Annotated in this window: 4 protein-coding genes; all 4 read right to left on the bottom strand. The window is 76.0% G+C overall.

What is annotated here, in order from left to right; genetic code table 11:
* Nucleotides 1-46 precede the first annotated feature (46 nt).
* From LPU61_RS24455 to LPU61_RS24475, 4 genes are read right to left on the bottom strand one after another with little or no spacing between them, the layout of a single operon-like run.
* Nucleotides 47-4,009, bottom strand: a complete 3,963-nt coding sequence (locus tag LPU61_RS24455; RefSeq protein WP_229406276.1) for a bifunctional SDR family oxidoreductase/pyridoxal phosphate-dependent aminotransferase family protein — start codon at nt 4,007-4,009, stop codon at nt 47-49.
* On the bottom strand, nt 4,006-5,127 hold the full coding sequence (locus tag LPU61_RS24460; protein WP_043963496.1) for a DNA alkylation repair protein: 1,122 nt from the start codon (nt 5,125-5,127) through the stop codon (nt 4,006-4,008). Before LPU61_RS24460 ends, LPU61_RS24455 begins: the two co-directional genes overlap by 4 nt.
* Entirely contained in the window at nt 5,124-11,528 is a 6,405-nt protein-coding gene (locus LPU61_RS24465) for a type I polyketide synthase (protein WP_229406277.1), read from the bottom strand. The genes LPU61_RS24460 and LPU61_RS24465 overlap by 4 nt, the downstream gene beginning before the upstream one ends.
* Before the next feature lie 37 nt (nt 11,529-11,565).
* Complete coding sequence (locus tag LPU61_RS24475; protein ID WP_255700204.1) at nt 11,566-20,763, bottom strand: SDR family NAD(P)-dependent oxidoreductase; 9,198 nt, start codon at nt 20,761-20,763, stop codon at nt 11,566-11,568.
* Between the last annotated feature and the right edge of the window lies 1 nt (nt 20,764).

A 20,764-nucleotide genomic window follows, 5' to 3' on the forward strand; every position in this document is an offset into this window, starting at 1 on the left:
GCCGGCTACACGGGTGGTGTCGCGACCGGAACGCTCCCGGCTGCCCTCAGGCGATGAGCCCGACCCGCCGGCCGGCGTCGGCGAAGACGGCGACGGCGTGGTCGAGGTCGTCGACGGAGTGGCTGAGGTTGACGATGGTCCGCAGGCGCGGCAGCGCCTTGGGCACGGTGGGATAGACGATGGGTTGGACGAAGATGCCCTCGTGCTGGCAGAGCCGGGCCATCTCCTGGGCCTGGCCGGCGCTGGCGCAGATGATCGGCACCACGGGCGTCACGCTGCCGAGGGTGTCGAAGCCGAGGGCGCGCAGCTGCGCGCGGTACCGGTCGGTGCGGGCCCGCAGCTCGCCGGTGAGGTGCGGGGCCGCCTCCATGACCTCGACGGCCGCCCGCGCGGCGGCCACCTGCATCGGGGTGCCGGCGGCGGAGAACATCCAGCCCCGGGCGTTGTTCTTCAGAGCGAAGATCAGGTCGCTGGAGCCCGCCACGTAGCCGCCGGTGCTCGGCACCGTCTTGGACAGGGTGCCCATCTTCACCGCGATCCGGGCCGGGTCGATGCCGAAGTGCTCGGTGATGCCCCGGCCGGTGGCGCCCAGCACGCCGAGGCTGTGCGCCTCGTCGACCATCAGCGGGGCGTCGTGGCGCTCGCAGAGCTCCAGGATGCCGGGCAGGTCGGCGACGTCGCCGTCCATGCTGAACACCGCGTCGGTGACGACCAGCTTGCCGGCGTCGCCCGCCCGGCGCAGGGCCCGCTCCAGGTCGGCCAGGTCGTTGTGGGCGTACGTGATGACGGTCGCGCCGGACAGCCGGTAGCCGTCGAGGATGCTCGCGTGGTTGTAGACGTCGCCGATGACCACGTCGCCCGGCCCGACCAGCGCGCCGACCGTCGCCACGTTGGCCATGTAGCCGCTGGTGTAGACGATGGCGTCCTCGGCGCCGACGAACCGCGCGATCGCCAGCTCCAACTCGCGGTGCAGGTGCAGGGTGCCGGCGAGCAGCCGGACCCCGTGCGCGCCGGTGCCGTGCCGTTCCAGGGCGCGCTGCGCCTGGTGGTTGATGTAGTCGTGGCCGATGAGCCCCAGGTAGCTGTAGGAGGCGAAGTTGAGGAACCACCGGCCGTCGAACTTGATCCAGGCGCCCTTGGACTCCTCGATGACCGGCTCGTAGAAGTAGTCGTCCCGCGCGATGACGAGCCGGTCGTCCACCGACAGCGCGTCGATGCGCCGGTCGAGGAACGTGCCGTCGGGGCGGTCGGCGAGCCGGCCGGGCAGGGTGCGGCGGGGAACCGCCCCGCCGAGGGGGGCGGCGACGCCCGGCGGACCGGCGGGCCGGGGCGCGGCGGGCGGGGGCCCGGCCGGGGCCGGGCGGGGGCCGGCGGCGGGGGCGGGCACGGGCCGCCCGTTCGCCGCCGCCGGGGGCTGCGCGGCGGCGGGCCGCCCGTTCGCCGCCGGGGGCCGTCCGTTCGCCGCCGGCTCGGCGGGACGCTCGGCCGGGCGGCGCACGACGGCGTCGCCGTCGCGGAACCGGTCCCAGTCCGGCACGAACCGGTGCGCCGCCGGCCCGCCCGACGCGACGGCCGCGGGCGACGCGGCCACCACCGGGGGTACGGCGACGGGCGCGGGCGGCCCGGCGGGCCCGGCCGCCGGGGGCGCGACGGGCGACGCGGGCGCTGCCGTGGCGGCGGCGCGCGGGAGCCCCTCCAGGTGCCGCAGCAGCGCGCCGACGCCGGGGTGGTCGAAGAAGGTGGCCGGGTCGATCTCGACGCCCGCGCCGGCCAGCGCGGCGGATACCTCGACCGCCATCATCGAGTCCAGCCCCAGGTCCAGCAGGTTGTCCTCGGGCGACACCTCGGCGACGTGCAGGGTCCGCTTCAGGATCGCCGACAGCTCCGGCCACAGCCGGGTGTCGGGAGAGGTCACAGGGGTCGTCATCTCGTCGTCCTTCGGGGTGTCGACTGCGGACAGGACGTAGTTGCCGGGCGGCAGCCCGAGGGTGTGCCGCAGGAGCGCGACGCCGTCGTCGGCGTGCAGCGCCGGGATGCCGCGCGCCGCCGCCGCGTCGGCGACCCGCTCCCCCATGCCGACGGCCCACAGGCCCCAGCCGAGGCTGTACCAGGCCTCCCCTTCCGCCCGGCGGCGGGCGGCGTAGCCGTCGAGGTAGGCGTTGGCGCAGGCGTACGAGCTCTGGCCGAGGTTGCCGTGCGTCGCCGAGATCGAGGAGAACAGCACCACGTACCCGGGGCGCGCCCGCGCGCCGAACGCCGCGTCGAGCGCGTGCACCCCGCCGATCTTCGGGGCGAACACCTCGTCGACGCGCTCGGGCGACAGGCTGCGCGCCAGCCCGTCGCGCAGGACGCCGGCGGCGTGGAAGACGCCGTCGAACGGCTCCGCGTCGGCCAGCGCCTCCGGCAGGTCGCGCACGTCGGCGGCGAGGACCCGCAGGTCGCAGGCGGCGGCGAGCTTGTCCAACCGGTCCCGCGCCGGCCCCTGCGTCGGCACCGTCCGGCCCACCAGCGTGAGGTGGGCGCAGCCCGCGCCGGCCAGGGACTCCGCCACGTGCAGGCCGATGCCGCCCAGCCCGCCGGTGATCAGGAACCGGCCGCCGACCGCCCGGCCCGCCGGCTCGCCCGGGGTGGCGTCGACCGCCGGGTGCGCCGGGGCGTACCAGGTGCCGTCGCGCCAGGCCAGCTCCGCCTCGCCGTGGCGTACCTCGTCGAGCGTCGGCGGGGGCGTGGCACCGCCGAGGCCGAGGTCGACCAGGCGTACGCGGACCTGCGGGTGCTCGATGCGCAGGGTGCGCGCCAGCCCCCACAGCGCGGTCTGCACCGGCTCGACCGGCTCCTCGCCGGTGACCTGATGGGCGGCGTTGGTGACGATCGTGAGCGCCGGCATCGGCGGCTGCGCGGCGAGCCGCCGGACCAGGGTGAACACGCCCCGCAGGACGGCGGCGGCCTCGTCGGCGTCGCGCACCCCGCGCGGCGCGACGTAGACCACCTCGGCCGGCGGGGTCTGTGCGCGCGCCCGGTCGACGTGCTCGTCGTGCAGGTCCGTCGGGTCGAGCAGCACGGGCCCGTCGTCGGGCGACCCGGCGGACAGCTCGCGCGACACCAGCCAGGTGTGGCCGCCGGTCGGCTCCGGCTCCGGGGTCGGGGTGACCGGCTGCCAGGCCACGGCGGTGACCGACCCGGCGGGGACCGGCCGGTGCCGGGCCAGCGCCCCCGCCGGGCGGTCGGATCCGCCGGCCCGCCCCGGCGCCTTCAGGATGATCCCGTCCAGTTCGAGCAGCACCTCGCCCTGCTGGTTGCAGACGGTGGCCCGCCCGCGCACCGCGCCGCCGGACGCGCCCTGCGGGTCGGTGCGCTCGACCAGCGCCAGGACGGTGCCGGTGACCCGCCGCCGGACGGTGACCCGCCCCACGTACCAGGGCAGGCACCCCCCGGCGGTGCCGTCGTCGAGCATCCCGAGGCACTGGAAGACGCTGTCGAGCAGCGCCGGGGGGACGAGGTGCGGGTCGGTCAGCCCCCCGGACGCGCGGAGCAGGGCCAGCATCCGGCCCGGCCCCCGGTGGGCGGCGCGGATGGCGTGGAAGGTCGGGCCGTACTCGATGCCGCTGCCCCGCCGCCAGTCGGCGACGGCGGCCAGCGGCACCTCGTCGACGCAGCCGGCGCGCAGCTGGGCCACGTCCAGGTAGTGCGGGGGCGGCAGCGCGGAGCGGGTGGCCCGGGCGCGGCTGTGCGGCGTCGGGCTGGACGCGCCCGGCTCCCACGAGCCGAGCGCGCACTCCCCGTCGTCGGTCAGCGTGGTCTCGACCTCGACGGTCGTGCCGGGCGGCACCCGCAGCGGCGCGAGGAACGCGACCTGTTCCAGGCTCCAGCTCCCGCCGGGCCGCGCCGCGTCGCAGGCGGTGAGCATGGCGTCGACCTGCGCCGCCGCGGCCAGCACGGGCGTCCCGCCGATCCGGTGGTCGCGCAGCACCGGGTCGTCGGCGGTCAGCGGGCTCCGGTGGGCGCTCACAGCCGCAGGTCGAATCTGTCGGTGGCCAGGACCTGGCCGTTGACCTGGATGTCGACGAGGTGCTCGCCGGGGTAGTAGCGCCGGGTGGAGACCTCCCGCACCGGGTGGGACTTCTCCACCGTCCGGCGCTCCCCGGGGGCCAGCTCGAGGGTGGTGAGCTTGAAGACCTTCGGGATGCTCTGGCCGTTCTTGCGCACGTGGTGCACGACGTAGTCGACGGCGACGGTGTGCCGGCGGCTGTCGGTGTTCTCGACGTCGAGTCGGATGAGGGTCGACTCGCCGAGGGTCAACGACCGGGGCGACAGCCGCATCGACGGCACGCGGATGTGCTCGCCGCCGGTGACGCCGACGATCGCGAGCGCCTCCTGGTTGCCCTTCTTGACCAGGGTGCGCAGCGCGTGCCGGACGATCCAGGCGGTCTCCGGCGTCGGGCTCTCCTGCTGCCAGCGCAGCGCGGTGGCCAACGCGACGTCGGGCGCGTCCTTGGAGATGTCGTTGAGGTTGTTCGCCACGGACTTGCGGACGTACTCCGACGGGTCGCTGCGCAGCGGTTCGAGGATCTCCAGGACGGGCTGCGGGTCCTTGACGAACATGGTGAGCGTGCGCGCCCAGGGCAGGCGGGGACGGGTGCCCTCGCTGGCCATGCGGCGCACGTTGTGGCTGGGGTCGCGCGCCCAGTCGGCCATCCGCTTCATCGTCAGGTCGTAGTGCTGCTCGATGTACGGGCGGATGGCGTACTCGGCGGTGTGCCGCTTGGTGATCTCGACGAGGGCGTCGAGGGACACCTCCGGGTGGTCCAGGCCGTACTCCTCGACGAACCGGGCCACCGGCATGAGGTACCAGCTGACGTTGAACATCCCCTCCCCCTCGGCGAGCTCGTCGCCGAGGATCGACACGAGGATGCGCACGCTCTCGGGGTAGTCCTGTGGGAGCCGGCTGCGCAGCCCCTCCGCCAGGACGAGGACGCGGTCCTTCAGCTCCTTTCCGGGGATCCGCCGTTCGACCTCGACGGCGTAGTCCTCGACGTCGAACTCCGGGTGGACCTCGCGGATCTTCCCGCCGATGAGGCGGGCGGCGTCACCGTTGAAGTGGCGCTTGAGTCCGTATTCGCCAGTCATTGCATCCGGTCCTTCACGACAGAGATTCCCTCAGCGGGCGGGTAGAGGTGGATCTTAGGTTTGCGTGTTTCCTCCCTCAAGGAAGCGGGACGGCTCGTCGCGACGATTCTCGACTCGTCTCGTCCATTGGGGACCCAGTACGTCCGGCGTTCGAAGGGGTAGGTGGGAATGGTCGTCGTGCGGTGCCCCTTACCGGCGTGCACCCCCACCCAATCCACCTCACCCAGGCCACGGCTGTAGAACTCCGCCACCGCCGCATGCACCTGCGCCTGATCCGACTTCTCCCGACGCAACGTCGACAACCACACCAACCCCGGATCCGGCAACACCTGCCGACCCAACCCCGTCAACACCGGATGAGCACCGATCTCCCAGAACACCCCACCACCCGCCGCACCCACCAACCCCAACGCCCGCTCGAACAACACCGGCCCCCGAATCCCCCCACCCCACAACCCCGCATCCGCCACCGAACCCGCGTCATGCCACCCACCCGAAATCGACGACGCAAAACCGATCCGCGGCGCGGACACCGCCACCCGCGACACCGCCTCCGCGAACGGCTCGACCGCACCCGTCATCGCCTCCGAATGGAACGCGTGACTCACCACCAACCGTTGACACCGCAACCCGGAATCCGCGCAGAACGCGTCCACCGCCTCGACCGGACCCGACACCGTCACACTCCGCGGCCCGTTCCACGCCGCCACCTCCAACCCCGGAAACGACCCCGACCCCACCGCCTCTTCGACGTCGCCCACACCAGCGAACACCGCCGCCATCGCCCCACCCGAACGCTGCTCCTGCATCAACGAGCCCCGCGCCACCGCCAGCCCCAACACGTCGGCCAGCCCGAACACCCCCGCCGCCCACCCAGCCGTCAACTCGCCCACCGAATGACCGACCACCAGCCCCGGCCGGATCCCCCACGACTCCAACAGCCGCACCAACCCCACCTGCACCGCCACGATCCCCACCTGCGCGAACCGCGTCTGCACCAACTCCTGACCCCGGTCACCGAACAACAAGTCCAGCAACGGCACACCCGCCGGCGACACCAACTCCGCGCACTCATCCAGCGCCGCCCGGAACACCGGCTCCACCCCATACAAACCCCGAGCCATCCCCGCATACTGCGAACCCTGACCCGAAAACATGAACACCGACACCGGCGCCGCATTCACCAACCGACCCACCGGCCGATCACCCACCGCCACCGCCGACAAACCCTCCACCACACCCGCGCCATCCACACCCGACACCGCCACCCGGAACCGATGCGACGCCCGACCCACATTCGCCGTAAATCCGAAATCCCCCACACCGCTCCTCTCCACACCCGACAACACCCGCGCATAGTCACCCGCCAAACGCCGCACACCCTCCTCACTCGACGCCGACACCTTCACCACAAACGACTCCTGCGGAACCACCTCACGCCCAGCGACAACCGGCGGCTCCTCCAGGATCACGTGGGCATTCACCCCACCCATCCCGAACGCCGACACCGCACCCCGCCGCGGCACACCCGTTGTCCGGGGCCACGCGACGACCTGGTCGGCCACGAAGAACGGCGACTCCTCGAACCGGATGTGGTCGTTCGGCCGCTCCACATGCAACGTCGGCGGAATCAGCTCCCGCTCGAACGCCAACAACACCTTCACCACACCAGCCAACCCAGCAGCCGGCTCCAGATGACCAATGTTCGACTTCACCGAACCAATCGCACAGAACTGCGTCCGCGACGTGAACTCCCGCCACGCCCGCGTCAAACCTTCGACCTCAATCGGATCACCCAGACTCGTGCCCGTGCCGTGGGCCTCCACCAGACCGATCCCGTCCGGACCCACCCCCGCATCCCGCAACGCCGCCACGATGACGTCGCGTTGCCCGGCGGGGCTCGGGGCGGAGTAGCGGGTGGTCCGGCCGCCGTGGTTGACCGCCGCGCCCTTGATCAGGCCCCGGATCCGGTCGGCGTCCCGCTCGGCGTCGGCACGGCGACGGAGCACGACCGCGACCGCGCCCTCGCCGGGCACGAAGCCGTCGGCGTCGACGTCGAACGCGCGGCAGCGGAAGGTGGGCGACAGGGCCCGCAGGTCCTGCATGGAGCGGAAGTACTCGGGGCTGATCGCGGCGTGCACGCCGCCGATGACCGCCGTGTCGATGTCGCCGGCCCGCAGGTGCTGCAGCGCCGTGTGCAGGGCCACCAGCGACGACGAGCACAGGGTGTTGACCACGACGCTGGGCCCGTGCCAGTCCATCAGGTACGACAGCCGGTTCGGGATCATCGCCTCCAGGCCGAGGCCGCGGCCGTCGGGCACCCCGTGCCGGGACCGCTCCTCGTGGTAGTGGTCGTGGCTGTAGGCGATCCACAGGCCGATCCGGTTCTCCCGGTCGCCCCGCCCCATCCGGCCGGCGTCCTCCAGTGCCTCCCAGATGGTCTCGTACACGATGCGGGCCTGCGGGTCGATCAGCGGCGCCTCCCGGGCGGAGATCCGGAACGGCACGGGGTCGAACTCGTCGACCCGGTCCAGGAAGGACGCCTGCGGGACGGGGCCCTCCTCGGCGCGCTGCCAGCGGCCGTCGGGCAGGGTGCGGACGGTGTCGCGCCCCTCGGCCAGCAGGGACCAGTACCCGTCGAGGTCGTCGGCGGTGGGCACCCGGATCGCGGCGCCGACGACGGCGATGTCGCGCCCGGTGTCCGTACGCTCGGCGGCCTGCGCGTGGTCGACGGCCTGGGGCGGGGTGGTGACCGGCGGCGGCCCGGCGGTCACGGCCGGCGGCGTCGCCGCGACCGGCTCGGGGGCCTCGACCGACCGGGGGGCCTCGGCCGGCTCGGGGGCCTCGGTCGACCCGGGAGGCGGGGCGGTGGCGGCGGCCGGGGGCGGGGCGACGGGTGGCTCCGGGGTCGGATCGGGGGCGGTCGCCGGACCCGCCGGGCCCGCCGGCGGTGCCGCCAGCGAGGCAACGAAGTCGGGGGCCTCGTCGACGAGGTGGTGGGCGAAGCTGCGGGGCGTCGGATACTCGAAGAAGACGGTCGGATAGAGCGACAGGCCGTGTTCCCGGGACAGTCGGTCGCTCAGCCCGACCAGGCCGACCGAGTCGAAGCCGGCCGAGAGGAACTCGGTGTCGGCGTGCTCGGCGTCCGTGCCGGACAGGGCCAGGAACCAGGCGAGCGCCCGCGCGACGGGCGACGCCGACGCGACACCGCCGGGAAGCGCCGCCGGCTGCGGCACCGGGGGCGGTGCGGGGGCGGCGGTCGGAGCGACCGGAGCCGCGGTGGGCTGCGCGGCCTCGGCCGGTGTGGGCCGCCCGGCCGGGACGGCCGGGGCCGGGGGTACCGGAGGCCGGGCCGCCGCGACCGGGGCCGGGGCGGGCGCGACGGCGGTCGGGGCCGGGCGGGGCGCGGCGGGGGCCGGCGGCTGGTCGCTGAACGCGAGCACGGGCACCCGCTTCGACGAGATGTCGCCGAAGGTCAGCAGGGGCACGCCCCGCGCGTCGAGGACGACCTGGGTGACCCGGCACGCCTCCTCGTTCCAGAAGGAGACCTCGGTGCGGACGTAGGCGGCGTCGTCGAGCTGGCCGTGCACGCTCACCCGGTCCACCGACAGCGGGATGAACGCGGACGCGTGCTCGGTGCCGAAGACGGGGTTGTCCGGGTCGATGGCGGCGATGGTGACGCTGTCCAGCAGGCCCGGGAAGAGCTGGACGTCCGGCGGGTTCAGCCCGCGCTGCCGGCCGCCCTCGATGCGGGCGAGCGTGCCCCCGCCCGCGAGGCCGGCCACCCAGGAGATGTTGCGGTAGTACCGGCCGTGGTGGTAGCCGATGCGGCGCAGCCACCGGTAGACCGTGGAGCCGGCGTGCAGCCGCGAGCAGGCGGCGAGCAGCTCCGGCAGCGGCTCGGTGGCCGGGGCCGGGTCGGGCTGTGGGGCGTACCGGCCGGTGACGAAGGGCGCGCCGTCGGCGTCGGCGACGGTGAACCGGCCCTGCCCGTCGACCCGGCAGAGCACGCGGTGCGCGCCGGTGGGGATCAGCGGCCGGTGGAACAGCACGTCCCGCACCCCGTGGAACGCGTCGCCGCGCAGCTGCGCGCCCTGGCGCAGGAAGTCGAACCAGGCGACGCCGGGCAGCATGATCCGGCGGTACACGGAGTGCTGGGCGATGGGCGTCTCGCCCGCCCCGAAGACCCGGGAGAAGGCGTACCCGGCCGGGCCCTCGTCGGCGTCCAGGGTGGTCGGGCCGCCGGGCTCGGCGGAGCGAAGGGGCTCCCGCAGGTCCAGCGCGGGCCCCCGGGCCTGTGCGGCGGGCAGCAGCCGCTTGCGCCACCCGGCCGGCCCCTGGAACGTGGCCCAGTCGACGTCCGCGCCGGCCTCGTACAGTTCCGCCGCGACGGTGGCGAGCAGCGCGGCGACGTCGCGCTCGTCGGCGGCGTCGGCCAGGCGGGCGCACAGCTCCGGGCCGGCGTCGCCGTCGGTGCCGGCGGCTGGATCGGCGGCGGCCGGGTCGTCGGTGGTCGCGGCCGGGCCGGTCAGGACCGCGCTCAGCGCCTGCTCCAGCGTGGTACGCCCGTGCGCGAAGTCGGCGATCGGCGCCCAGCCGGGCGGCAGGTCCACCGCCTGCTCGGGGACGCCGGTGTCGCGCAGCGCCACGGCCAGCACGACCCCGGCGCAGATCCGCAGCAGCGGGCCGGAGAACGTCGTCACGGGGCTGCCGACGGCGGCCTCGAACCGGCCGACGATCTCCCGTACCGCCGGCACGGATCCGGTGAGCGCGAGCAGCCAGGCCGGCGGGGCCGGCGCGGCGGCCGGGCGCACGGTGACGGCGGGCCGCCGCCGGGGGGTCTCGCCGAGCGGGGCGTCGGCGGCGAGCAGACGGGCCCGCAGGGCTGCGGCGAGGCTGGCGGCGTCGGTGCCGGCGACGGCGCACCGCGCGGCGCGGTGGGGGCGTCCGAGCCGGGCGGTGGCCAGCACGTCGGGGAGGTCGTCGGCGGTCGTCGGCAGGAACTCCAGCCACTGCGCGGCCAACTCGCGCAGGCCGTCCGGGCTGTCGGCGGACAGGGGCAGCACCTCGGCGGCGCGCTCGGCACCGGCCGGGGCGGCGGGCGTGCCGGCCGCCTCGGCGACGACGTGCGCGTTGGTGCCGCCGAAGCCGAAGCCGCTCACCGCGGCCCGGCGGGTCGGTGCCGCCGGCCAGGGCTCGGCGCGCGGCGGCAGGTGGAAGGGGCTGGCGTCCAGCCGCAGGCGCGGGTTGACGGCGGGCACCGGCACGCCGGGCACCACCCCGTCCCGCAGGCAGAGGACGATCTTGGCGAGCCCGGCCAGGCCGGACGCCGAGTGCAGGTGCCCGATGCGCCGCTTCAGGGAGCCCAGCGCGACGCTGCCCCGGGCGACGCCGTGCCGGCCGAACACCTCGGTGAGCGCCCGCACCTCGATCGGGTCGCCGATGGCGGTGCCGGTGCCGTGGGTCTCGACGTACTGGACGGTCGCGGGGTCGACCCGGTCGTAGACGCGGGTGAGCAGCTCGACCTGGGCCTCCAGGTTGGGGGTGGTCACCCCCATGGTGCGGCCGTCGTTGTTGACGCCGGTGCCGGTGATCGCCCCGAGGATCACGTCGCCGTCGGCGACGGCCGCCGCCATCGGCTTGAGCACCAGGGCGACGGCGCCCTCCCCGGGGACGTACCCGTTGGCCTTCTCGTCGAAGGTCTGGCACAGCCCGTCCGGGGAGAGCGCGCCGGTGCGGGAGAGCAGCACGAACGTCAGCGGGTCGACCAGCAGGTCCACCGCGCCGACCACGGCGATCTCGCAGCTGCCGGCGGCGAGGCTCTGGCAGGCCAGCCAGACCGCCGTCAGCGACGACGAGCAGGCGGTGTCGACGACGAGGCTGGGGCCGGCGAGGTCGAGCCGGTCGGACAGCCACGCCGCGACGAAGTTCTGGGAGCGGCCCCAGAGGGCGGCCGGGACCGGCGGGCCGGCAACCGGGGCACCGGCCCGGCCGGCGGGGGCGACGCCGCGGCCGTGGTCGAAGCCGTAGGAGTTCATCCGGGCGCCGACGAAGACGCCCGCGTCGAGCCGCCGCCGGGCGGCCAGGTATCCGGCGTCCTCCAGGGCGCGGGCCCCGACCTCCAGCATGACCCGCTGCTGCGGGTCGAGCAGGACGGCGTCGGCGGCGGTGAGCCCGAACGCCTCGTGGTCGAAGGAGAACGGGTCCTGCAGGAACGCTCCCCGGTGGTGGGTGCCCTGGTGGTCGCCTTCGCCGAGGTAGAGGTCGCGGGCCCAGCGGCTGGGCGGGACCTCGTCGACCTCGACCGAGTCGTGGGTCAGCATCCACCGCAGGTCGGTCACGTCCTCGGCGCCGGGAAGCCGTACGGCCATGCCGATCACCGCGATCCGATTGTCCGTCATGGTCGCGTCGCTCCTTCCGTCCCGCTCGGTGGGCATGTCAGTGGCCCTGCTGCTGGCCGTGGACGAGCAGGGGCCGCAGCAGCGCGCCGAGGTCCGGGGCCGGCGCGGCGGGTTGCCCGCCCGCGTCGGGCGCCGGCGGCGGCGCGTCGGGCGTGGCGGGCCCGGCCGCCTCCTGGGGCGCGGCGGGCGGCGCGCCGGCGGGGCCGGGCAGCCGGGCCGCGAGGTCGGCCATGGTGCGGGCCCGCATCACCAGGGACGGGTCGACGGTGATCCCGCCGAGCCGTTCGATGGCGTTGGTCAGGTCGACGATGACCAGCGAGTCCAGGCCCAGGTCCGGCAGGGGGCAGTCGCCCGGGTCCTCGCCGAGCACGTCGACGAAGGCGTCGCGCACCAGCGTGTAGGCAAGGCCGGGCGCGGCGGCCAGCGCGGGCTCCGCGACGGGTCGCGCGGGCGGTGCCGCCGGGGCGGGCCCGGCCGGCACCGTGGCGGCCGGCGCCACCGGTGCGGCGGGTGCCGTCGTCGGCGCGGGCGGCGGCGCGCTGTCGGGCGCGGCGGTGCCGGGAAACACGACTCCCCCGCCCGTGCGCAGGTGCGCGGTGAAGCCGGTCAGCGCCTCGTCGAGGGTGATCGAGTGCCCGGCGGCGACGGAGTCGTCGGCCTCCATGCCGATGCCGACCCAGTTCGGCCAGGCGTGTGCGGTCACCGTCGTGCCGTCGTCGCCGGACTGCTCGGCCAGCGCCAACTGGTAGGCGTTGGCCAGGGCGTAGTCCACCAGCCCCCGGCCGGCGTGCGGCAGCGCGCCGGCGATCGAGGAGACCAGGGCGACGTGGCCCGCGCCCTGGGATCGGGCCAGCCGCACCACGTTGCGGGAGCCGGCGACCTTCGGCGCGGTCACCCGGGCCGCCTCCGACCAGGGCCGGCGGCGCAGCGACCCGAACGGGTTGACCCCGCCGGAGCAGTGCACCACGCCGAGCAGCCGGCCCCACCGGCGGCCGAAGGACGCGGCGGCGTCGGTCAGGGCGGCGGCGTCGGCGACGTCGCACCGCAGGTAGTCGACCTCGGCGTGCAGCCGCACCTGCGCCAGGAACGCCTCGGCACCGGGGTCGGCCGGCGACCGGCCGACGATGCCGACGTTCCGCGCGCCGCCGCGCACCAGGTGCGCGACCAGCCGCCGGCCGATCGCGCCGAGCCCACCGGTGACGAGGTGGTACCCGTCGCCGTCCAGCGGGGTGGCCGGGCCGGGTGCGGCCGGGACCTGCTCCGGGGCGTACCGGATTCCCCGCCGGTAGGCGACGGCGGTGTTGACGCCGGGGCGCAGCGCGGCGAACTCGGCGGCGATCTGCCGAGCGCGGGTCTCGGCCGGGTCGCCCGCGTCGAGGTCGAGGGCCGCGACGGCGAACCGGTGCTCGGCAGCGGCGGCCCGGACGGTGAACGCCCGCGCGGCGGCCTCCGGGTCCAGCAGGGCCCGGTCGGCCTCGTCGACCGGGGCCGAGCGGTGCTCGACCCAGACCACCTTCGCCTGCGGCGGGAGGGCCGCCGTGACCTCGCGGAGCTGCTCCCAGAAGCCGCGCAGGTCCGGTTCGGTGGCGGCGGACACGGGGGCGGCGGCGACCACGACGAGGGCGCGGGCGGGCGCCCCGGGGGCGGCGATGTCGGCGCCCTGGGCGGACAGCGCGGCGGAGACGAGGCCCTCGGTGGCCCGGTCGGCGGCGACCACCCGGACGGTGACGCCGTACGCCGACCCGCCGGTGAGGGGCGCGGTGGCCCGCCACCGCGTGCACAGCGCCTCGGGCGCGGCGGCGGTGGCGGCTGCGGGCGCGTCGGGCGACGCCGACGCCGTCGCGGCGGGCTGCGGCACGGTGGGCGACGGGGCCGCCACCGTCGCCGGGGTGCTGCGGGTGTGCCAGTAGCGGCCCCGGGCGAACGGGTAGGTGGGCAGCGCGACGATGCGGGAACCCGGCGCGGACAGCGCCGCCCAGTCGATGCCGGGGTGGCCGCGCCGGGCCAGGTCGGCCAGCGCCTCGTGCCAGGCGTCCGGCGGTCCGTCCGGGGCGGCCGGCGGCACGTCGGCGGCCAGGGCGGCGTCGACGCGGGCCACCGGGAGCCGGCCGTCGGCTACGGCCCGGAGCCGCTCGGCGAGGGCCGGGCCGGTGGGGCCGGTGACCGCGCTCTGGTAGTCGAGCAAGGAGCGGCCGACGTTCGCGGTGTGGCAGAGGTCGGCGGTCCGCCGGTCGTCGTCGGAGGCGGCGAACACCTCGGCGTACGCGGCGGCGAGCTGGCGCACCGCGTCCTCGCTGGCGGCGGAGACCCGGACCAGGTGCGAGCGCGGCGGCACCGGCTCGCGCGGGGCGGCGACGGGCGGCTCCTCCAGGATCACGTGGGCGTTGACCCCACCCATCCCGAACGCCGACACCGCACCCCGCCGCGGCGAACCTGTTGTCCGGGGCCACGCGACGACCTGGTCGGCCACGTAGAACGGCGACTCCTCGAACCGGATGTGGTCGTTCGGCCGGTTGACGTGCAGCGTCGGCGGAATCTGCTCCCGCTCGAACGCCAACAACACCTTCACCACACCAGCCAACCCAGCAGCCGGCTCCAGATGACCGATGTTCGACTTCACCGAACCAATCGCACAGAACTGCGTCCGCGACGTGAACTCCCGCCACGCCCGCGTCAAACCCTCCACCTCGATCGGATCACCCAGACTCGTCCCGGTGCCGTGCGCCTCCACCAGACCGATCCCGTCCGGACCCACCCCCGCATCCCGCAACGCCGCCACGATCACCTCCCGCTGCGCGGCACTGCTCGGCACGGTCAACCCGCTCGTACGACCACCGTGGTTCACGGCCGTACCCCGGATCACCCCACGGATCCGATCCCCGTCCCGCACCGCGTCCGCCAGGGGCTTGACCACCACCGTGACCACACCCTCACCCGGCACGAACCCGTCCGCCGACGCGTCGAACGCCCGCGACGCACCCGTCGGGGACAGGGCCCGCAGGTTCCGCATCGCGGTGTAGTGCAGGGGGGACATCGCGAGGCGTACGCCGGCGACGATGGCCTGGTCGCACTCGCCGCTGCGGATGCTACGCACCGCCGTGTGCAACGCCACCAACGACGACGAACACAACGTGTCGATCGTCATGCTCGGACCCGACAGATCCAGGAAGTAACTCACCCGATTGGCCAGGAAGGCGTTGTGGTTGCCGAGGCCGGCGGCGGCGTCCAGCTCCGGCGGGATGTTGTAGTCCTTGTAGTGCTGGTAGCTGGCGCCGACGAAGACGCCGGTCGAGGTGGGCGTGGACAGCGGGGCGATCCCGGCGGACTCCAGCGCCTCCCAGGCGGTGCGCAGCAGCCAGCGGACCTGCGGGTCGAGCACCTCCGCCTGCTTGGCGAAGAAGTCGAAGAACCGGGCGTCGAACTCGTCGATCTGCGCGAGGAAGCCGCCCACCGGGGTGCCGTCGGGGTCGCCGTCGGCGGGCCAGCGGAAGGCGGGTGCCGGGCCGACGCCGCTGCCCCCGCCCGCGAGCAGGGACCAGAAGCCCTCGGGGTCCGTGGCGCCGGGCAGTGCGCAGGCGACGCCGACGATCGCCATGTCGTGGGCGTCGTCGCCGGTCGCCGCGTCCGAGCCGGTGGGGGCGGCGTCGGGGGTGGACGGAGCGTCGGGGGCCGGCGGCGCAGGGGGCTCGTCGGGCAGGAGGGACGCCACCACGGCGGTGAGGGCCCGGCAGTCACGCGCCTGGAGCACGTCGACCGGGCTGAGCGTCGCCCCCAGGCGGTCCTGCACCTCGGCGGCGACCATGGTGGCCAGCATGGAGTCGATGCCGGCGGCGGCGAGCGGGCTCGTCGCGCTGACCTGCGGGTCCCGCAGCACCGCGCGGACCAGGTCGACCACCGTCTCCTCCGGCAGGCGGGGGCCGCCGTGGGGGCGGGACGGCGGTGGGCCGGCGGCGGTCCCGCCGGCCGGCGGAACCCGGTCGGGCGTGGGGGTGCCGGCCGGCGAGGTCACCCGGCCCGGGTCGGGCGCGCCCGCCGCGACGGGCCGGTACACCACGTCGTCGAGGAGGACCAGGGCCCGGCCGTCGGCGTCCAGGAGGGTGGCGCTGGCCCGCCGGCTGCCGTCGGCGTCCTGCCCGGCGAGGCGCAGGTGGACGTGTCGGGTGCCGGCCGGGTCGCCCCAGCGCACCGCCCGGCCGATCGAGACCGGCAGGTAGGTGAGCGTGGAGGCGGCCGGGTCGGCCAGGGTCAGCACCGCCATGGTCTGCAACGCCGCGTCGAGGGCGGCCACCGCCCGGACGCCCGGGTCCGCGTCGGCGAGGTCGACCTGGGTGAGTACGCCGGTGGTGCCGTACGCGACGTGGCCGACGACGCGCAGCGGGGCGCCGAAGTCGACGTGCTTGGCGGCGAACCACGCGTACAGGCCGGCGGGGTCGAGCGTGCGCGGGTAGCCGGCGCGCAGGGCGTCCAGCGCCACCGGCTCCGGGGCGGGGTCGGACGGGTCGGCCGCGCCCACGGTGAGATGGCCGACGGGCCGCCCGCCGTAGGAGAAGGTGGTCGTGTCGCCGGAGGGGTCGCTGGTGAGCCGGTGCCGGCCGGTGCCCCGCGCGGTGAACGCGAGCCGGTGCAGGACGGCGGCGCGGGCGAAGCCGCTGGCGACGAGGAACGCGGCCGGCAGCGTCTCCTCGCCGAAGACGCGGTGCGCGCCCAGCAGCCGGTCCAGGACGCGGTCGTCGGGCGCGGCGGGGCGGGGCGGGCCGGCGGGGCCCGGCTGGGCAGGGTCGGCGAGGTCGCGGAAGGGGTAGGGCGGCAGCGGCACCCGGCGCAGCCCGCTGCCGGCGTGGAGCCGCCGCCAGTCGACGTCGCGCCCGGCGACGTACAGGTGGGCCAGGGCGGCGAGCAGCGTGCCGTCGGGCGTGCGCAGCTCTGCGGCGATCCGCTCGGCGGTCAGCGGCACGTACGCGGCGAGCCGGGCGGCGAGGTCCGGGCCGCAGGGCACCGGGTCGCCGGTGAGGACGGTCGCGCCGCGCAGGACCGTCGCCGACGGGTCCGGCCCGGCGCGCAGGGCCTGGCGCAGGCCCGCGCCCAGCTCGTCGGCGGTCGCGCCGAGCACGGCGATCCGGTGCGGCAGGTGGCTGCGCCCGACCGACGCGGAGAAGCACAGCGCGGCGGCGTCGACCGACCGGTCCCGCCCGATCAGCCGTTCCACGTCGGCGATGCGTCGGGCGAGCAGATCTGGGGTGTGCGCCGAGAGGACGAGCAGGTGCCCGCCGGCGGGCTCGTCGGGGCGGGCGGCGGCAGCGGTGGGGCTCGGGGCGTACTCCTCGACGACGACGTGGGCGTTGGTGCCGCCCATCCCGAAGGCGCTGATGCCGGCCCGGCGGGGCCCGGCGGAGCGCCACGGCCGGGGCGCGGTCGGGATGGCCAGCCGGCCGGCGGGCAGGGCGATGTGCGTGCCGAGCGTCTCGAACCCGGCCAGGGGCGGGATCTCGCCGTGCCGCAGGCAGAGCAGGACCTTCACCAGACCGGCCAGGCCGCTCGCCGGTTCGAGGTGGCCGATGTTGGCCTTGACCGAGCCGACGTGCACCGGCTCGGGCCGGTCGCCGTCGAAGACCTCGGCCAGGGCGGCGATCTCGATCGGGTCACCCAGCCGGGTCGCGGTGCCGTGGGTCTCGACCAGGGAGATGTCGGCCGGGGCGAGGCCGGCGTCGGCCAGCGCGGCCCGGATGACGGCGACCTGCGCCTCGCTGCGCGGCACCGGCAGGGCGCTGCCCCGGCCGCCGTGGTTGACCGCCGCGCCCCGGATCACCGCGTGGATCCGGTCGCCGTCGCGTTCGGCGTCGTCGAGCCGCTTGAGCATGACCGCGACCGCGCCCTCGCCGGGCACGAACCCGTCGGCCCGGTCGTCGAACGGCCGGGGGCGGGTGGGCGACAGCGCGCCGAGCTGGCTGAGGCTGCGGTAGTACCAGGGGGTCAGTCCGACGTGGCAGGCCGCGACGATGGCCGCGCCGCACTGCCCGGTGCGCAGGCTCACCACCGCCTGCTGCAGGGCGACCAGGGAGGACGAGCAGAGCGTGTCGACGGTCTGCGAGGGGCCGGTCAGGTCCAGCGCGTAGGAGATGCGGTTGGCCAGGACGGCGTTCATCGAGCCGAGGGCGGTGTGCGGCCCGACGGCGTCGAGGCCGTTGGCGTCGCGGTGGTGGGTGTAGGTGGCGCCGACGAAGACGCCGACGTCCCGCCGTCCGGCGCAGCCGCTGTCGTCGACGACGGACCAGGCGTGCTCCAGCAGCAGCTTCTGCTGCGGGTCCATCTCCTGCGCCTCGCGCACGGCGATGCCGAAGAACCTCGGGTCGAGACGGTCGATCCCGGTGACGAACGCGCCGGTGCGGCAGTAGGTGCCGGTCATGTCGGGGCCGCGCCACTGGAAGTGCTCGTCGATGCTCCACCGGTGGGCCGGGATCTCGGTGAAGGCGTCGCCGCCGGAGCGGAGCATCGGCCACAGGTCGGTGAGGTCGCGGGCGCCGGGCAGGTCGCCGGAGACGGCCACCACCGCGATGTCGCCGCCGCGCGGAGCGGGCCGGGCGGCCGGCGCGGGGGCGGGCGCGGACACCGGCTCGGACGTGGGGGTGGCCGGCGCGGGGGTGGTCGCCTCGGGCGTGGCGACGACCGGCGCGGGCAGCGGGGTGGCCGGGGCGGCGGTCGGCGGTTCGGCGGTGGCGGGGGCCGGCTCGGGGGCGGCGGGCGGTCCGGCCGCGTACCGGGTGGCGAGCGCGGCGGCCAGCTCGGCGAAGTCGCCGTACTCGAGGAAGAGGGTCGCCGGGAGGGTGACCCGCCAGCGGCGGGACAGCTCCTCGGCCAGCTCGACGCTCATGATCGAGTTGATGCCGTAGTCGGTCAGCGGCGCCGTCCGGTCGAAGCCGTCGATGCCGAGCCGTTCGGCGAGGAACTCGGCGAGCCCGTCCTCGGTGCGCCCGGCGTCGACGTCGCCGGCCGGGGACGGGCCGGTCGCCGCGGCGGCGGGCGCGGTGGCCGGCGGGACCGGTGCCGGCGACGCGGCCGGTGTCGTGCCCGTCGCCGTCTCGGCCCGGGTGCCGGCCGGGGCGTCGGGGTGGGCGATGACGACCTGCCGGACGTCGTCGCGCAGCACGGTCATCAGGGCGTCGAGCGCCTCGACGGTGCCCAGCGGCCGGACGCCCCGACGGCGGAGCTGCTCGGCAACGGCGGTGCCCATGCCCACCTCGCCCCACAGTCCCCAGTCGACGCTGGTCCAGGGCGCACCCCGCGCGTGGGCGTACGCGTCGAGGTAGGTGTTGGCGGCGGCGTACCCGCCCTGGCCGAGGTTGCCGAACGTCCCGGAGACCGAGGCGAACAGCACGGCGAAGTCCAGGTCGGTGCCGGCGACGGCGGCGGCCAGCTCGTGCAGCCCGTCGACCTTGGGGCGCAGCACCTGCGCCACGTCCTCGGCGGTGGTGCCGCGCAGCAGGCCGTCGCGGAGGGCACCGGCGGCGTGCACAACGCCGTGCAGGTCGCCGAAGCGCTGCCGGATCTCCGCCACCACGCCTGTCAGCGCGCCGGGCGCGGCGACGTCGGCGGCGAACGAGGCGATGCGGCAGCCGTACGACTCGATCCCGGCCAGGGCGTCGGCGTCGGCTCCGGTCCCGCCGGAGCGGCTGACCAGGGCGACCAGGCCGGCACCGTCGCCGGCGAGGCGGCGGGCGACGGCGAGGCCCAGGCCGCCGTGCCCGCCGAGGATCAGGTACCGGCCGTCGCGCCGCACCGGCGGCCGGCCGCTGTCGGACGCGCGCAGCGGGACGCGGACCGGAACGTGTCGCACGCCGGCGCGGTAGCCGACCTCGACCGGACCGTCGCCGCCCAGCTCGGCCACGAGCGCGTCGGCCGAGGCGGGGTCGAGGTCGACGAGGCGGGGCCGCAGCCCGGGGTATTCGATGGCGGCGGTGCGGACCAGTCCCCACAGGGCGGCCCGCGCCGGCTCGGGGGCGTCCCCGGCGGCCACCGGCTGGGCCCGTTCGGTGGCGACGAGGAAGCGACCCGAGCGCTGCCGCTGGCCGAGGGTCTTCAGGGCGGCGAGGCACGCGTAGAGGCCGGCGCCCAGCTCGGCCTGCTCCGGCCGGGCGGGACCGGTGTTCCACAGGTGCACGACGCCCTCGACGGGCGCGCCGATCTCCTCCCAGAGCCGCTGGAACGCGGCCTCGTCGGGCTGGGGCATGACCCGCCGGTCGGCCCCGGTCGCCGGGTCCGGCGCCTCGGGCAGCACCTCGACGACGCGGGCCCCGTCGGCGCGCAGCGCCCGCACCGTGGCCGCGCCCGCGGCGTCGGGTCCGCCGTCGTGCAGGACCACCCAGGTGCCGGTCGCCGGACGGCGGGGCGCGGGGGCTTCGGCGGGGGCCCACTCGATGCGGGTGAGCAGCCCGGGAGCCGAGGCGGACCGGTGCGCCGGCAGCCGGCGCATGCGTACCCCGGTCAGCTCGGCGACGACCTGGCCGGCGGGGTCCAGCAGCACGGCGTCCGCGACGGACCAGGCGTCCTGCACGGCGGTGCGGCGCACCCGCACGGTCACCCCGGTGGTGAGGGCGGACAGGTTCGCGTACAGGGCGAACCGCGCGACGCCGATGGGCAGCATCGGGCCGGGCGCGTCGCCGTCGGCGAGATCCTGCAGGGCGCAGCTGACCACCTGGAAGACGCCGTCGACGAGCAGGGGGTGGGAGTACCAGGGCACCGGCTGGGCCACCGTGGCGAGGCTCGCCTCGGCGGTGCCGTCGCCGACGGAGAGCCGGCGTACGGTGTGGAAGTCCGGCCCGTACGTCAGGCCGGCCTCGGCCCAGCCGCGGTAGATCCGCTCGGGCGGGACCGGCACCGGGCAGGTCACCTCCCACGCGGCCGGCGGTCGGGCGTCGGCCGGCAGCGGCCCGCCGGTGCCGGCCGAGACGGCCTTGCGGCCGTCGGGGGTGACCGCGCTCAGCTCGAAGCGGGTCCGCTCGGCGAAGGTCACGTCGAGTCGGCCGGTGACGCGCTCGTCGTCGGCGACGGTGAACGGCCGGACGAAGGCGACGTCGACGAGTTCGAGCGGGGCGAAGGCCCGGCGCTGGGCGACCCCGAGCAGGGCCATCTCCAGTTGTACGGACGCGGGCAGGATGCCGAAGCCGGAGGAGCGGTGCTGGGCGATGAACGGCTCGTGCCCCGCGAAGGTCTTCTCGTAGGTCTCAACCCGGTACGTCACG

It is taken from the genome of Micromonospora sp. NBRC 110038 (assembly GCF_020884815.1).
GTDB classification, from domain to species: domain Bacteria; phylum Actinomycetota; class Actinomycetes; order Mycobacteriales; family Micromonosporaceae; genus Micromonospora; species Micromonospora haikouensis.

Bases quoted from the DNA above. Each gene is read 5' to 3' on its own strand.
- LPU61_RS24460 (WP_043963496.1), bottom strand. From the start codon at position 5,127: ATGACTGGCGAATACGGACTCAAGCGCCACTTCAACGGTGACGCCGCC.
- LPU61_RS24465 (WP_229406277.1), bottom strand. From the start codon at position 11,528: ATGACGGACAATCGGATCGCGGTGATCGGCATGGCCGTACGGCTTCCC.